12 protein-coding genes are annotated in these 14,833 nt (G+C 59.0%); 7 read left to right on the top strand and 5 right to left on the bottom strand.

Annotation, left to right across the window (positions count from 1 at the left end; genetic code table 11):
- Positions 1-1,263: 1,263 nt before the first annotated feature.
- The gene (mpaA, locus tag ACL2XG_RS04190; RefSeq protein ID WP_410015178.1) at positions 1,264-1,977 is read right to left on the bottom strand and encodes a murein tripeptide amidase MpaA; all 714 of its coding nucleotides are present in this window, start codon (positions 1,975-1,977) and stop codon (positions 1,264-1,266) included.
- 141 nt (positions 1,978-2,118) lie between these two features.
- Between mpaA and ACL2XG_RS04185 the strand changes: the two genes are divergently transcribed.
- The 5 genes from ACL2XG_RS04185 to ACL2XG_RS04165 all read left to right on the top strand — a co-directional run bounded on the left by ACL2XG_RS04185 (position 2,119) and on the right by ACL2XG_RS04165 (position 7,328).
- Entirely contained in the window at positions 2,119-3,735 is a 1,617-nt protein-coding gene (locus ACL2XG_RS04185) for a peptide ABC transporter substrate-binding protein (protein WP_413722807.1), read from the top strand.
- Between the two features lie 355 nt (positions 3,736-4,090).
- Entirely contained in the window at positions 4,091-5,656 is a 1,566-nt protein-coding gene (locus tag ACL2XG_RS04180; RefSeq protein ID WP_413722808.1) for a diguanylate cyclase, read from the top strand.
- Between the two features lie 117 nt (positions 5,657-5,773).
- Positions 5,774-6,757, top strand: a complete 984-nt coding sequence (zntB, locus tag ACL2XG_RS04175; RefSeq protein ID WP_410015175.1) for a zinc transporter ZntB — start codon at positions 5,774-5,776, stop codon at positions 6,755-6,757.
- Between the two features lie 4 nt (positions 6,758-6,761).
- On the top strand, positions 6,762-7,022 hold the full coding sequence (locus ACL2XG_RS04170) for a hypothetical protein (protein WP_413722809.1): 261 nt from the start codon (positions 6,762-6,764) through the stop codon (positions 7,020-7,022).
- Positions 7,023-7,181: 159 nt separating this feature from the next.
- Positions 7,182-7,328, top strand: coding sequence for a hypothetical protein (locus tag ACL2XG_RS04165; protein ID WP_413722810.1), 147 nt, complete (start codon positions 7,182-7,184; stop codon positions 7,326-7,328).
- Positions 7,329-7,333: 5 nt separating this feature from the next.
- On the opposite strand, the gene ttcA is transcribed toward ACL2XG_RS04165, so the two are convergent.
- From ttcA to nifJ, 3 genes are all read right to left on the bottom strand, one after another.
- On the bottom strand, positions 7,334-8,269 hold the full coding sequence (gene ttcA / locus ACL2XG_RS04160) for a tRNA 2-thiocytidine(32) synthetase TtcA (protein WP_413723592.1): 936 nt from the start codon (positions 8,267-8,269) through the stop codon (positions 7,334-7,336).
- A gap of 100 nt (positions 8,270-8,369) precedes the next feature.
- Complete coding sequence (locus tag ACL2XG_RS04155) at positions 8,370-8,858, bottom strand: hypothetical protein (protein ID WP_410015172.1); 489 nt, start codon at positions 8,856-8,858, stop codon at positions 8,370-8,372.
- A 135-nt stretch (positions 8,859-8,993) separates the two neighbouring features.
- Positions 8,994-12,536, bottom strand: coding sequence for a pyruvate:ferredoxin (flavodoxin) oxidoreductase (nifJ, locus tag ACL2XG_RS04150; RefSeq protein WP_413722812.1), 3,543 nt, complete (start codon positions 12,534-12,536; stop codon positions 8,994-8,996).
- A gap of 240 nt (positions 12,537-12,776) precedes the next feature.
- Here nifJ and ACL2XG_RS04145 point away from each other — a divergent pair, with 240 nt between their 5' ends.
- Both ACL2XG_RS04145 and ACL2XG_RS04140 read left to right on the top strand, forming a co-directional pair.
- On the top strand, positions 12,777-12,995 hold the full coding sequence (locus ACL2XG_RS04145; protein ID WP_410015170.1) for a DUF333 domain-containing protein: 219 nt from the start codon (positions 12,777-12,779) through the stop codon (positions 12,993-12,995).
- Between the two features lie 173 nt (positions 12,996-13,168).
- Positions 13,169-13,762, top strand: coding sequence for a hypothetical protein (locus ACL2XG_RS04140; protein WP_413722813.1), 594 nt, complete (start codon positions 13,169-13,171; stop codon positions 13,760-13,762).
- Between the two features lie 55 nt (positions 13,763-13,817).
- Here the strand turns inward: ACL2XG_RS04140 and ACL2XG_RS04135 are convergent, their stop codons facing one another.
- Positions 13,818-14,810 carry a 2-hydroxyacid dehydrogenase gene (locus ACL2XG_RS04135; RefSeq protein ID WP_413722814.1) on the bottom strand — a complete coding sequence of 331 codons (993 nt, stop codon included), beginning with the start codon at positions 14,808-14,810 and terminating at the stop codon, positions 13,818-13,820.
- Positions 14,811-14,833: the final 23 nt, after the last annotated feature.

Below are 14,833 nucleotides of genomic sequence, written 5' to 3'. Positions count from 1 at the left end.
CAAGACTGCAAGACTGCAAGACTGCAAGACTGCAAGACTGCAAGACTGCATGTCCAACATTTCGTTGTGTCAGCTGCATTCCACAGCAATTGCATCCCATGATGGTCAATCCTATCCCGACGCCAGTCCCTATCCTAAGCAACAGCGCCGCAGTCACTTCATAAAACGCATGGCCAACAGCGACATGTGGACCGGCATAAAGCGCGCTGACGGCGCCTGTGACCCCGGCATGAGCCGCCGGGAGCGGCGAAAGGCCCGGTTGCGCCGGGAGCGCTAACCGGGCCGGTGCATAACGGGGGAACTGGCGGCGGAAGGCATCGCGTAGCGACGCGCGATCTGCCGGGCGCGCGGAGGTCAAGGAGGCCGTCGCGGTACGGCCTCTTTGTCGCTTGCCGGCGCCCGGCACTACATATGAACACCTCACGCACGGCAAGCGAAACTTTCGCCAAGGCGACATATGCCCTGGCGCACCCTGACGCTGGCACCCTCACGCACGGCAAGCGAAACCTTCGCCAAGGCGACATATGCCCTGGCGCACCCTGACGCTGGCACCCTCACGCACGGCAAGCGAAACCTTCGCCAAGGCGACATATGCCCTGGCGCGCCCTAACGCTGGCACCCTCACGCACGGCAAGCGAAACCTTCGCCAAGGCGACATATGCCCTGGCGCGCCCTAACGCTGGCACCCTCACGCACGGCAAGCGAAACCTTCGCCAAAGCGACATATGCCCTGGCGCACCCTAACGCATGGCACCCTCACGCACGGCAAGCGAAACCTTCGCCAAGGCGACATATGCCCTGGCGCGCCCTAACGCATGGCACCCTCACGCACGGCAAGCGAAACCTTCGCCAAAGCGACATATGCCCTGGCGCGCCCTAACGCTGGCACCCTCACGCACGGCAAGCGAAACCTTCGCCAAAGCGACATATGCCCTGGCGCGCCCTAACGCTGGCACCCTCACGCACGGCAAGCGAAACCTTCGCCAAAGCGACATATGCCCTGGCGCGCCCTAACGCTGGCACCCTCACGCACGGCAAGCGAAACCCCCGCCGCAGCGACATCACCATGGCGACATTCATCTTCATGTAAGCCCAATATTACCAGGACGGCGATCGCCAAACCTACACAAGACGTGTTAAAGGGACACCGTGCCGATGGGGTCGAATCGGGCGTGGTTTTCCCATCCGCCCGAACGCCCATGGCAGGGTATGGCCGCCGATACCACCGGACTTAAAACCGGCTGGTTAAAGTATGAGCGTCTCTCACCCGGCATTCCCATCGTAGATCAGCAGCTCAACCAGCGCCGCCAGGTAACGATCGGTGGCGGCGTCGGCCGACACGGCGGGAAGCTCGGCGGTAATACAGGACAGACCACGATCTGAGCACCAACTCCCGAACGAACCCGGCGTCTCGTAGCCCACGCTTGTCACCAAGGGCAGCGCCAGCCGCGCCGCCAGCCAGGCGCCCAAAGGCGATGGCACGGCCTCTTCCACGCAGGCCAGCGGCTCATGAAAAGACGCCACCCAGGCGGGGGCGAGTCGCGCCACCAATCGGCATAACGCCGCCGTTTCCGGCTCCGAGCCCGGTCCGGCGCCGGTGGACAGCAAGACATCCCGCTCCGCCGCGCTGCTGGTCCAACGGTACACCGTCTCCTCCGGTCGCCAGTTGGCGGCGGGAAAATTGCGGTTCAGGTCCACGCCGTTAGCATTAGCCCGCAATCCCAATTGGCAGCCGTCCGGATTTACCGCCAGGATCACATGATGACGCGCAGGATGGCCAAGCGTGCGCAGCGCGCACGACAGCGCCACCACGCTTGCGGTTTCGTCGCCATGGGTACCGGCGATAATCAACCCGGTATCCGGGGCCGGGGCGGCGGCCGGGAAAAAAAGCAACGGCGCGCCCAGCACCGACCGGCCGTAGGGCTCGCCCAGGGAAGGCAGCTTTCCCCGCCGCGCGCGTGGTTGAAATAACTCCATACTGTTTCCTGACCGAAAATAATACGTTACATTGATTCATCTACTTTAGCGCAAAACGTCCGGCGTTATTATCCCTGGCAGGAAAAACACCGGGAAAGCGCCGGGCCGCTCTGCACCGGTTACGATAACAAGGATAATGCCATGCCGCGTTTCAACCCTACCTTATGTGCGTCGTTTATTATCGCCCTGAGCGGCAATCTCTGGGCCGCCACGGTACCCGAAGGCACGCAGCTGGCCGAACAGCAGCACATCGTGCGCCATATCAAAGATGAACCGGCTTCCCTCGATCCGATCAAAGTGGTCGGCCTGCCCGAAGCCCAAGTGGTGCGCGATCTGTTTGAAGGACTGGTCAATGAGGACGCCAAGGGCAATCTTATCCCGGGGGTGGCGACCCGCTGGCAAACCAACGATAACCGCACCTTTATTTTCCAGCTGCGCCACGACGCGCGCTGGTCAAACGGTGACCCTGTCACGGCAAATGATTTTGTCTACAGCTGGCGGCGTCTCGCCGACCCGAAAAACCTGTCCTCCTTCGCCTGGTTCGCCGAACTGGCCGGCCTGGAAAACGCAGCAGACATCACCGCCGGGAAACTTCCCGCAGAACGGCTTGGGGTCAGCGCGCCGGATGATTACACCCTGAAGGTGCAACTCAGCAAACCGGTGCCGTATTTTGCCAGCCTGACTGCCAATTTCAGCCTGTTCCCGGTGCATCGCGCCACGGTGGAAAAATACGGCAACGACTGGACCAAGGTCGGCAACCTGGTGGGCAACGGCGCCTTCGCCCTGCACGAGAGGGTCGTAAATGAAAAAATCGTCCTCACGCCCAATGAACATTACTGGGATCATCAGCATACGGTATTAACCCAGGTAACCTTTATTCCGCTCAATCAGGAATCGTCCGCCCTGAATCGCTACCTGGCCAACGATATTGATATCACCGAATCCTTCCCCAAAAACCGCTACCAGCAGTTGCTAAAGGATATTCCCGGCCAGGTTTATACCCCGGACCAGTTGGGCACCTACTATTACGCGTTCAACACCCGGCGCGCGCCCACCGACGATGTGCGGGTGCGCAAGGCGCTGTCCTATGCCATTGATCGTAAAATTATCGCCGAAAAAGTGGTCGGCACCGGCGAAAAACCCGCCTGGCATTTTACCCCGGATGTCACCGCGGGCTTCACGCCGCAGCAGAATTTCCTGCAGCGGCATTCCCAGGAAGAGCTGGACGCCGAGGCAAAAGTGCTGATGAAAGCGGCGGGCTACGGCCCGGAGAAACCGCTGACCCTGAGCCTGCTGTATAACACGTCGGAAAGTCACGAAAAAATCGCTATCGCCGTGGCCTCGATGTGGAAGAAAAAGCTGGGGGTAAACGTCAAGCTGGAGAACCAGGAATGGAAAACCTATATCGACAGCCGCAATACCGGTAACTTTGACGTGGTGCGCGCTTCCTGGGTAGGGGATTACAACGAGCCTTCCACCTTCCTGTCATTATTGACCGCCACCCATAGCGGCAATATCGCCAAGTTTAATGATCCCGCCTATGATCGCCTGCTCGCCGAGGCCAGCCGGCAAACCAATCCGCAGCGCCTCAGCGCGGATTACAATAAAGCGGAAGATATGATAGCCGAGCAAGCGCCGATTGCGCCTATTTACCAATATACCAACGGCCGTTTGATCAAACCCTGGGTGCAGGGATATCCGATAACCAATCCGGAAGATGTGGCTTATAGCCAGACGATGTATATCCTCAAGCACTAAGTCCGCGCCGTTGCTTTATCACTGTCCGCCGCTTGGCGCATAGCCCTGTTAACCCGCTGAAGTTCTGCGGGTTATTGCTCTTCGTCGCGCTATATTATTTTGCTGGACGGCATCTGCCGTCGCCGTCAACGCCTTTTTGGGGCAAAGACGCGGATGGTATTTCTGACGGATTTTGCGGACTCCGCTTGTCGCGCATGGCCTGGAAATTCCGCGGTCTATTCCTCCGGCTTGTCCGGGTGGGGTTATTAATTGCAAATTACATTAATTAGTTTAATACTTAACTGAAATTCCCTGCCTCCTGCGCATAACAGTACGCCGTCGCAGCTGATGTAAAACCTGTAAAATCAAGGAATAGATGGATTATTCGCCGAATGGTGCCTTACGCTTGCTGCATAAGGTCGTCAATCATGCTTCGCTGCTGATCCATGCCGCTATTTTTATTGTGGTGGTGGCCTGCGCCATTATTTTCCTTGATACCTGGCAAATCTGGAATGCGCATGGGCGCGATCTGGTGAATGCCGAACAAGATTCCGCCAATCTGTCGCGCGCCCTTTCCCAGCATGCGGAAGACACCTTTTTGCAGGTGGATATTACGCTGCAGGATTTGATGGAACGCCTGGACACGGACGGCCTGTCGCAGGCGCGGCTGCCGCGCCTGCAAAAAGTCATGAGTGAGCAGCTTAAACTCCTGCCGCAGCTGCACGGCGGGTTTATTTATGACGCCCAGGGGCACTGGCTGGTGACGGCTTCGGGTATTATTCCGCCTCATGCCAATAATGCGGATCGCGAATATTTCAAATATCACCAAGCTCATAATGACAATAGCTTATATATAGGCAAGGTGATCCGCAGCCGGTCCACCGGGGATCTGGTCATTCCGGTGTCGCACCGGATAAATAACCAGGATGGCAGCTTCGGCGGCGTGGCGCTGGCGACGGTCTATGTCAGCTATTTCCAAGAGTATTACAATCATTTCGCCATCGACAATGACACCGCCCTGGTATTAATGCTGGCCGATGGCACCATTTTATATCGCCGGCCCTATGAGGAAAGCGCCATCGGCCGGAGCATGGCCAAAAGCCCGTTGTTTACCGATGTGCTGCCGCGGGCCAAATCCGGCAATGCGACGCTTATTTCTTATTACGATAAGGTGGAACGCATCTTCGGCTATTCCAAGCTGGATCAGTATCCGCTGGTCATCGCGGCGGGTTTGTCTAAAAATGAAGTTTTGCGCGGCTGGCGTACCGACAGTATTATTTTTGCGGCGGGCGGGGCGGGGATCCTGATCATTTTAACCCTGCTGGCATGGGCGCTGCTGCGGCAAATTAACTTCAGCCTGCGCTCGGAAAAAGACCTGCTTATCGCCCGGGACTTATTGACGGAATTAAATCAAAAGCTGGCTGTTCAGGCCCTGCATGACGGTCTTACCGGCCTCGCCAATAGGCGCCAGTTTGATATCGTGCTGCAAAATGAGATGCAGCGCGCCTGTCGCGACCTGACGCCGTTGGGGCTGATCCTGCTCGATATCGACTTATTTAAAAAATATAACGATATCTACGGCCATGTCTCGGGGGATGAATGTTTGCAGCGGGTAGGACAAACGCTGCTGGCGCTGCCGCGCCGGGTGAACGATCTGGTGGCGCGTTACGGCGGGGAAGAGTTCGCCGTTATTCTGCCCGGCACGGATCTCGCCGGCGCGCGTACGTTTGCCGAGACGGTGGTCAGGGCGGTGCATGAATTGCAAATCCCCCATGACGCCAGCCCCTTTGGCGTGGTGACAATCAGCGCCGGCGCCCACGCCGCCATGCCGGTGAGACCGGAAGATACGCCCGCCGCATTTATCCGCAGCGCCGATGCCGCGCTGTACGCGGCCAAAAGCCGGGGCAAAAACCGCGTTTGCGACGTCAATCCGCGCGCATAGCGGGTGTGCCGGCATCACGTGCCGTAACCTCGATGTTTTATAATTCTTTATATCTTCTCGTTTGGCGCTAGACTTGACATCAAGCCGTGCCGAATCGTGCCGAATAAGGAAAAAAAGTTGGAAGTACTCGATCGTGAAGCCTTGCATATCAACGGCGTAGTCTACGCCGGACAATTAGACGGCCAGGGCGGCATTACGCCTATCGAGGCCTCGGACATTGCGCATTGCCTCCATCCCTGCTGGCTGCACCTGGATACGGAACACCAGGCCAGCATGGAATGGCTGGCCACGTCGCCGCTGATACCCGATCCGGTGCGCGAATCGCTGGCCGGCAACAGCACGCGGCCGCGGGTTAACCGCATACCCGAAGGCGCGCTGATAATTTTGCGCAGCATTAACTTCAATACCGAGGAATACCCGGAAGAGCTGATTGTCCTGCGTATCTATATCACGGAAAAACTGATCGTCACCACCCGTAACCAGCCGATCCAGGCGGTGGAGGAGATGCTTGACGAATTGCAGAAAAAACAGGGGCCGGTGGACAGCGGCAACTGGCTGGTGGATATGTGCGATACCCTGACCGATCACACCAGCGAGTTTATTGAAGATATGCATGACCGCATCATCGTATTGGAAAACGATCTGCTGGACCAGCAGATCCCGCCGCGCGGCCAGCTGTCGAAACTGCGCAAGCAGCTGATTGTCCTGCGGCGCTATATGGCGCCGCAGCGCGATGTCTTCGCCCGCCTGGCCAGCGAGCATTTGCCCTGGATGGGGGATGACGACCGCAGGCGCATGCAGGATATCGCCGATCGCCTGGGGCGCGGCATCGACGATATCGACGGCGGCATTGCCCGCACGGCGGTGATTGCCGATGAAATTAACTGGATTACCGCCGAGTCGATAAACCGCCGCGGTTATACCATGTCGCTGATGGCCATGGTTTTCCTGCCGACCACCTTTCTTACCGGTTTGTTTGGCGTCAACCTGGGCGGCATCCCCGGCGGCAATATGCGTTATGGTTTCAGTATCTTCTGCCTGGCGTTAATTATCTTGGTGCTCTGTGTGGCGCTATGGTTAAAACGGCGTAAATGGTTATAGCCATATGCATAGCGTGGCGGCGATGCGCGGCAAAATTTACGCAAAAAACGCAAAAAAGCCGGCTAATATTGAGCAATATCAAAAAGCAGGGGCGCGGGATGGGGCACTATCGATCCCGCAGGTGAATGCAACGTCAAGCGATGGGCGTTGCGCTCCATATTGTCTTACTTCCTTTTTTGAATTATTGCATAGCATATTTAATTCATACGATGCCGGGTTTATTAACCTGGCATTTTTTTTGGTTTTTCCCCGGCGGGCATATTAACCGGGCGGCAGGGCGGGGATTTGTCCTTACCCCAATTGCCCACTATCCTTAAAGTGAGTCGGCAGCAAACGCGCTGCTTTGATAAGACCCTTTAAAGAGGTGGACAGTATGCCTATGACTATGACACCCCGGGTGCGCCAGGCACCGGTTCCGTATCGAATGAGCATTCCAGGCGATCCGATACCGGAAGAACCCATCCCGACCGATCCGCCGCCGATCCCGAACCCACTGCCGGATCCGCCCCTGGAGCCGCCCTATAATCCCGACCCCAAGCCGATACAGGACCCGCCGCCGCATATGTGGTAGCCGCGCTATTTTATTTCCACGACGTCGAGGCGCGCGCCGACAGGCGGCAGGGCATCAACGTCATCATCCGCCAGCCAGCCCGCGGGCTGCGCCGGCAGTTCCAGCGGGTCAAACGCCATATCGCCGCCGTCGATGATGTCGCCGCCGGCATGCAATTGCCTGAAATCAAACAACCTGCCGTCGGCGAGATGGGACGGCACCACGTTTTGCATCGCGCGGAACATGGTCTCCAGGCGCCCCGGGTAGTGTTTATCCCAGTCCCTGAGCATATTGCCTATCACCTGCCGCTGCAGGTTGGGCTGCGAACCGCACAGGTTGCAGGGGATAATAGGAAAGGCGCGCGCCTCGGCAAAGCGCTCGATATCCTTTTCGCGGCAATAGGCCAGCGGGCGGATGACGATATGTTTACCGTCGTCGCTCATCAATTTCGGCGGCATGCCTTTTAACTTGCCGCCGTAGAACATATTCAGGAAGAGTGTCTGCAGGATATCGTCGCGATGATGCCCCAGGGCAATTTTATTGGCGCCAAGCTCGGTGGCGGTACGGTATAAAATGCCGCGCCGCAGGCGCGAGCACAGGGAGCAGGTGGTTTTACCCTCGGGGATCTTATCTTTGACGATACCGTAGGTATTTTCCTCGACGATTTTATACTCGGCGCCCAAGGCATCGAGATAGGCGGGCAGGATATCGGCGGGAAAGCCCGGCTGCTTTTGATCCAGGTTGACCGCCACCAGCGAGAAGCTGATCGGCGCGCTTTGCTGTAGATTGCGCAGGATTTCCAGCATGGTGTAGCTGTCCTTGCCGCCGGAGAGGCATACCATGATGCGATCGCCGTCTTCGATCATATTAAAATCGGCAATGGCCTGCCCGACGTTGCGGCGCAGGCGTTTTTGTAACTTGTTCAGGTTGTACTGCTCTTTTTGGTCGACCACGGTGGTTATGCCTTTGACTGTTACCGGCGCGCCGCCAAGCCCGCGGCGCCGCGATGTTAGGACTCTTGTCGGGGATTGTACGCGATTATGGCGGCGACGTTGAACACTTTCAGTTGGGGAAATCCTGCATCAGCTTTTGGTTGATGACCGCCGCCGCCTGGTTGCCGCGCTTGATGTGGGTTACCAGGATTTCGTTCGATTGGGTAAAGCGGTGGCCGACGCGGACCCGGTACGACTTGGTCAGCCAGCTGAAAAACCCGGTGTCAAACGTGGCCTCGTCAATATCGCGCCATTTGACGCCGCCGACGCCTTTTTTCCACGGCAATAGGCCGCGGAACACCCAGACGCCGTCATCATCATAATAAAATACGAAACGCCTGCGCCAGGCAAAATCGTAGATTACCTTGATAATAGCCACAAACAGGATGCCGTAGCCCACCAGGATGTAATTGGCGTCGCGCGCAGACTGCGACACGATAAGGCCGATGGCGCCCATTACCAGAAACAGCACCACGGGGCGAATATAGGCCACCCATGAGAGATAAAAAACGTCCTGCGCCGGCTGCTGCACCGCGAAGGTCACGTCGCCCTGATCCATTGCGTACCTGAATAATCGCTAAATTATGCTTAATAATAACCCCTGTGGCGGCGACTGGAAAGTCCATGCCGCTCATGGCGTCGATATTCGCCGCCTGCCGGCCCGCAGCGTTGATAACGTAACGCCGGCGGTCGGCTATTCCGCCGCGTCGGTTTTACCCGCCATGCGGGCCAGGAAGTCATATTTCGCCTTCAGGTCTTTTTCCGCCGCCTGGTATAGGGCCGCGGCCACCTCCGGCTGCTGGGTATTCAGCCGCCGGAAGCGCTGCTCGTTAAGCAGTGTGGTGCTCAAATCGCTGCTGGGCGGGCGCGAGTCCAGCGCCAGCGGCAATTTGCCTTCGTCGCCGCGGCGGGGGTCGAACCGGTACAGCGGCCAAAAGCCCGTGGCGGTGAGCTGGCGCATCTGATCGTGGCTTAGCGCCAGATCATACCCATGCTCCTCGCACGGGCTATAGGCGATGATCAGCGACGGGCCCGGATAGGCTTCCGCTTCCTGGATGGCTTTCACCGTCTGGTTAAGCTGGGCGCCGAGTGAAATCTGCGCCACGTAGACATGGCCGTACATCATCATGCTGACGCCCAGATCCTTGCGGGTTTTGCGTTTGCCCTGTTCACCGAATTTGGTCACCGCGCCCAGCGGCGTGGCCTTCGACTGCTGGCCGCCGGTATTGGAATAACATTGGGTATCCAGCACCAGTATATTGACGTTTTCCGTCAGGCTCATAACGTGATCCAGCCCGCCAAAACCAATATCATAGGCCCAGCCGTCGCCGCCGATAAGCCAGATGGATTTATCCACCAGGTAATCGGCGTCTTGCGCCAGCTGGAGCAAGCCGGCGTCGACGCTCTGCGTTTGCAGCAGCGGGCGCAGTTCGGCGCGAAGCCGCGTTATCTGCCCGCGCCGCGTTTCCACCGCCACGCCGTCCGCCCGCAGTTCGCCGACCAGATCCGCCGGCAACAGCGACGCGTGCTCTTCAAGCAAACGCAGCACGCGCCGGCGATGGTGATCCACCGTCAGGCGAAAGCCCAGGCCGAACTCGGCGTTATCCTCGAATAACGAATTGGCCCACGCCGGACCGCGGCCTTCCGCATTGGTGGTGTAGGGGGTGGACGGCAGGTTGCCGCCGTAAATGGAGGAACAGCCGGTGGCGTTGGCGATTAACAGCCGGTCGCCGTACAGTTGGGTCAGCAGCTTGATATAGGGGGTTTCGCCGCATCCGGAACAGGCGCCGGAGTATTCGAACAGCGGTGTAATCAGCTGCGAGGTGCGGATATCGATGCGTTCCAGCTGGGACACGGCCATCTCGGGCAGATCCAGGAAAAAGTCATAATGGATTTTTTCCTCCTCCACATGCTCCAGCCGCGAGGCCATGTTAATGGCCTTGATGGCGGGATCCTGCCGATCCTTGGCCGGGCACACCTCGACGCACAGGTTACAGCCGGTACAGTCCTCGGGCGCCACCTGCAGCACATATTTCTGGCCGCGCATATCACGGGATTTCACGTCCAGCGAAGCCAGGCCGGCGGGGGCGGCGGCCATGGCCTGCGGCGCCACGACCTTGGCGCGGATGGCGGCATGGGGACAGGCGGCGACGCAATGGTTGCACTGGGTACACAAATCCGGCTTCCAGAGCGGGATTTGTTCGGCGATATTGCGTTTCTCCCAGCGGGTGGTGCCGACCGGCCAGGTGCCGTCGGGCGGCAGCGCGGAGACCGGCAAGGCGTCCCCCAGGCCCGCCAGCATGGCGGCGGTCACGGTTTTGACAAAGTCCGGCGCGGCGTCGGAGACCACCGGCGGACGCATGGGGCTGCGATCGTTAACGTCTTCCAGCGGCACGGCGAACAGGGCTTCGCGCGTGGCGGCCAGCGCCTGCCAGTTACGCTCCACCAGTTCCTGGCCTTTGCTGCGGTAGCTGCGGGCAATGGCCGACTGCAGCTCCGCCAGCGCGCTGTCCGCAGGTAGAATCGCGGCCAGCTGGAAGAACGCCATTTGCATTACGGTATTGATGCGCGCGCCCAGTTGGCATTCGCGGGCAATCTGCGCCGCGTTGATGATATAAAACCGCGCCTGGCGCGCCTTCAGCAGCGCCTGCACTTCTTGCGGCAGGCGCGCCCAGATCTCATCGGCGCCATAGGGGGTATTCAGCAGGAAGATACCGCCGGGGCGCAGCCGCTCCACCATCTGGTATTTATCGATAAACTGCGACTGGTGGCAGCCGATAAAGTCGGCGTGGCTGATAAGGTAGGCGGAGTTAATCGGTTTTTCGCTGACCCGCAGGTGGGAAACCGTCAGGCCGCCCGCTTTTTTCGAGTCATACACAAAATAGCCCTGGGCGAACAGCGGGGTGCTGTTGCCGATAATTTTAATATTATTTTTGGTGGCGGACACCGTGCCGTCGCTGCCGAGTCCGTAGAACAGCGCTTCCAGCTTTGCCAGGCGCGGCAAATCCGCTTGCGGCAGGGGGAGGGACAGGTTGGTGACGTCGTCATAGATGCCCACGGTAAAGCGCGGCTTGGGCCGCGGCAGGGACAGCTCGTTGAAAATCGCCAGCACGCAGGCCGGATCGAACTCTTTCGACGACAGGCCGTAGCGACCGCCTATGGTACGCGGCAGGCTATCCCGCTGTCCCTGGCTGTAGGCTTCCGCCAGCGCGGTCATCACGTCCAGGTAAAGCGGTTCGGCCAGCGCCCCCGGTTCCTTGGTGCGGTCGAGTACCGCGACGGCCTTGACGCCTGGCGGGATCTCGGCCAGCAACGCATCGGCGCGAAACGGGCGATAGAGCCGCACCTTGACGATGCCGACCTTTTCACCCCGGGCGAGCAGGGTATCAATAACTTCTTCACAGGTGCCGATGGCCGACCCCATCAGGATAATCACGCGCTCGGCCTCGGGATGGCCGTAATATTCAAAAGGACGATACTGGCGGCCGGTGGCGCCGGCGAAGGCGTCCATGGCCTGGCGCACATGGTCGTAAGCCTGGTGGTACCAGGGGTTGGTGGCTTCGCGCGACTGGAAATAGGTATCCGGATTGGCCGAAGTACCGCGAATCACCGGGCGATCCGGCGTCAGCGCGCGGGCGCGATGGGCGTCGATGGCCTCCTGCGGCAGCAGGCTTTTCAGCGTGGCGTCCGCCAGCGGCGCGATTTTATTGATTTCATGCGAGGTGCGGAAACCGTCGAAGAAATGGATAAACGGCAGCCGGCTATTGAGACTGGCGATCTGTGATATCAGGGCGAAATCCTGCGCTTCCTGTACGCTGGCGGCGCACAGCATCGCGCAGCCGGTCTGGCGTACCGCCATCACGTCCGAATGGTCGCCGAAAATCGACAGCGCGTGGGTGGCCACGGTACGGGCCGCCACATGCAGGACAAACGGCGTCAGCTGCCCCGCCAGTTTATACAGCGTCGGGATCATCAGCAGCAAACCCTGCGACGAGGTAAAGGACGTGGATAATGCGCCGGTCTGCAGCGCGCCGTGCACCGTGGCGATGGCGCCACCTTCGGACTGCATCTCCACGACGCGGGGAACATCGCCCCAGATATTGGCGGTGCCCGCCTCGGACCAGGCGTCGGCCTGCTCCGCCATGGTGGAACTGGGCGTAATCGGATAAATGGCGATAACTTCATTAATGCGATAGGCCACCGAAGCGACTGCGTTATTCCCGTCTGTGGTGATCATGCTGTACCTTTTCTGTTCACGGTTGATAACCCATAAATCATTGGGTTACCCCTTATGGGCGCCAGTATATCAGTAGCAACCCTAGGGGATTTTTGCTTTTGTGCGATGAAGCGCGCGGATAATTGTAAAACCGGCCCCGCAAGACTCGACGTCAAGACGCTGTGCGACTAGAATGCAAGCTTCAGACTATTCCTAGTACAATTATTACGGAGCTGATTAATGACGTTTTCACGGTGGTTGATGGCAACATCCGCGCTATTATTAGTCGCCTGCAGCAGTTCCAATAATGACGAGCCCGAGCAGATGGGCCAGCAGGCTACCACCGCCAGCCTGCCGCAGCGCGTGGACGTGCCCAATACCCCCCGCTGCATGAACGCGGGCGGCACCATGACCCTGGCGCGCCAGCTTGACGGCACCACGGTGGGCATGTGCCAACTGGCCAACGGCAAGCGTTTTTAAGCATCCCGCTCCCATCCCCAGCCAGGCAATACGTTCTTGCCTGAACCCTCGGGCAACGCCGGTCCGATAGCGTTACGGGGAGCCCCCTGATGGCATAACATCGTGGTCCTGCTGGCAACTGCCGTTGACAGGGGCCAGGATCGCTACCCGTCCATCAAGGATAAAACGCTATTATGAACCCATTTCTGAATAAACTCTCCCCTCCCGCCATGCCTGATGCCGCCGGTTTATCCCCGGCGGGAGATGATGCTGCCCGGCGGCGGGCGCCTTGGCCGCGGGCCGTCAGCCACGCGCCCGCCGACATCAGCCTCGCGCCTGCCGGCATCGGCCGGCAGCGCAAGCGCGACACCGCTGTCGCCGGGCAAGACGCCGGCGCTGTCGTGCCGGTAAAGATCAGGTGCTGCGAACCGGGCGCCGCCTTGGCTGCCGGGAGCTCATGGTCTGCCAGCCATTTTCTTGCCGCATGCGGCGCGTTTGGCGAAAGTATCGAGGCGCTATGCCGGGATGTGCAGGCCCTGCTACAGGATATCAATGCCGGCGCGAGGGAGGATGGGGGCGCGACACAGATCAACTGCCCGAGGCAGTTCGACCGTCTGATGGACGTAATGGACCGATATGTGCAATGGCTGCGGGAACTGAATAATGACGCTTATCCGCTGGAGGCAATAAGAGCCGAGGTACAGGAGAATTTGACCCGGCTGGGTCCTTATATCGATAAAATGAGCCTGCTAATCGAGAGAATGGGCTTAATCACTGACGCCAGGTAACCCCCAGCCGCGTTTAGGCCGGCCCCGCGTATCATCAGGCGGGGCCGGCCGGGTATCAGGCGGTAACCAGGTTCGGGCAGTGCTCGCCCTGGCTTAGCTGGCGCAGGTTTTCCAGCGTAACCTCGCCGATGCTGGTCAGCGCTTCTTCGGTCAGGAACGCCTGGTGGCCGGTGAACAGCACGTTGTGACAGGCGGAGAGGCGGCGGAACACATCATCCTGGATTACGTCGTTGGAGTTATCTTCAAAAAACAGATCGCGCTCATTTTCATAGACATCCATGCCCAGCGCGCCGATTTTCTGCAGCTTCAGCGCTTCTATGGCCGCCTGCGAATCGATCAGGCCGCCGCGGCTGGTGTTGATAATCATCACGCCGTCCTTCATTTGCGCGAAAGCCGCCCGATCAAGCAGATGGTGATTTTCCGGCGTCAGCGGGCAGTGCAGGGTAATCACATCCGATTGCGCGAACAGGGTCTTTAAATCCACATATTCGGCGCCCAGCGCCAGGGCCTGGGCGCTGGGGTAGGGATCAAACGCCAGCAGGCGCATGCCGAAGCCTTTCAGGATGCGCATGGTGGCGACACCGATTTTACCGGTGCCGATCACCCCGGCGGTGCGGTTGTGCATATTAAAGCCGATTAAGCCCTCAAGGGAAAAATTGGCGTCGCGGGTGCGCTGGTAGGCGCGGTGAATGCGCCGGTTCAGGCACATCATCAGGCCGATGGCATGTTCCGCCACCGCTTCGGGCGAATAGGCGGGTACCCGCGCCACCTGAATGCCAAGCTCTTTGGCCGCCGCCAGATCGACATTGTCGAAGCCGGCGCAGCGCAGCGCCAGCAGCTTTACGCCCATTTCGGCCAAGGCCTCCAGTACGTCGCGCCCGCCGTCGTCATTGACAAAAATACACACCGCATCGCAGCCTTCAGCGGTCTTGGCCGTACGCGGCGTCAATTGAAATTCGAAAAATTCTATTTCAAAGCCAACATGTTCATTTACCTGTGACAAAAATTTATGATCATAATTTTTAGTGCTGTAGACGGCTAGTTTCATCAGTCCTACTCCATAAGATCGGC

The organism is Sodalis sp. RH24 (genome assembly GCF_047324145.1).
Lineage (GTDB): Bacteria > Pseudomonadota > Gammaproteobacteria > Enterobacterales > Enterobacteriaceae > Acerihabitans.
Note: the sequence above shows the minus strand (reverse complement) of the source record. Positions and strands in the feature narration are given on the sequence as shown.

What these genes read in the sequence shown, in the direction of transcription:
- ACL2XG_RS04165 (WP_413722810.1), top strand. Translation starts at nt 7,182, where the DNA reads ATGAGCATTCCAGGCGATCCGATACCGGAAGAACCCATCCCGACCGAT.
- ACL2XG_RS04170 (WP_413722809.1), top strand. Translation starts at nt 6,762, where the DNA reads ATGCATAGCGTGGCGGCGATGCGCGGCAAAATTTACGCAAAAAACGCA.
- ACL2XG_RS04145 (WP_410015170.1), top strand. Translation starts at nt 12,777, where the DNA reads ATGGCAACATCCGCGCTATTATTAGTCGCCTGCAGCAGTTCCAATAAT.
- ACL2XG_RS04135 (WP_413722814.1), bottom strand. Translation starts at nt 14,810, where the DNA reads ATGAAACTAGCCGTCTACAGCACTAAAAATTATGATCATAAATTTTTG.
- ACL2XG_RS04140 (WP_413722813.1), top strand. Translation starts at nt 13,169, where the DNA reads ATGAACCCATTTCTGAATAAACTCTCCCCTCCCGCCATGCCTGATGCC.
- ACL2XG_RS04185 (WP_413722807.1), top strand. Translation starts at nt 2,119, where the DNA reads ATGCCGCGTTTCAACCCTACCTTATGTGCGTCGTTTATTATCGCCCTG.
- mpaA (WP_410015178.1), bottom strand. Translation starts at nt 1,977, where the DNA reads ATGGAGTTATTTCAACCACGCGCGCGGCGGGGAAAGCTGCCTTCCCTG.
- ACL2XG_RS04155 (WP_410015172.1), bottom strand. Translation starts at nt 8,858, where the DNA reads ATGGATCAGGGCGACGTGACCTTCGCGGTGCAGCAGCCGGCGCAGGAC.
- nifJ (WP_413722812.1), bottom strand. Translation starts at nt 12,536, where the DNA reads ATGATCACCACAGACGGGAATAACGCAGTCGCTTCGGTGGCCTATCGC.
- ACL2XG_RS04180 (WP_413722808.1), top strand. Translation starts at nt 4,091, where the DNA reads ATGGATTATTCGCCGAATGGTGCCTTACGCTTGCTGCATAAGGTCGTC.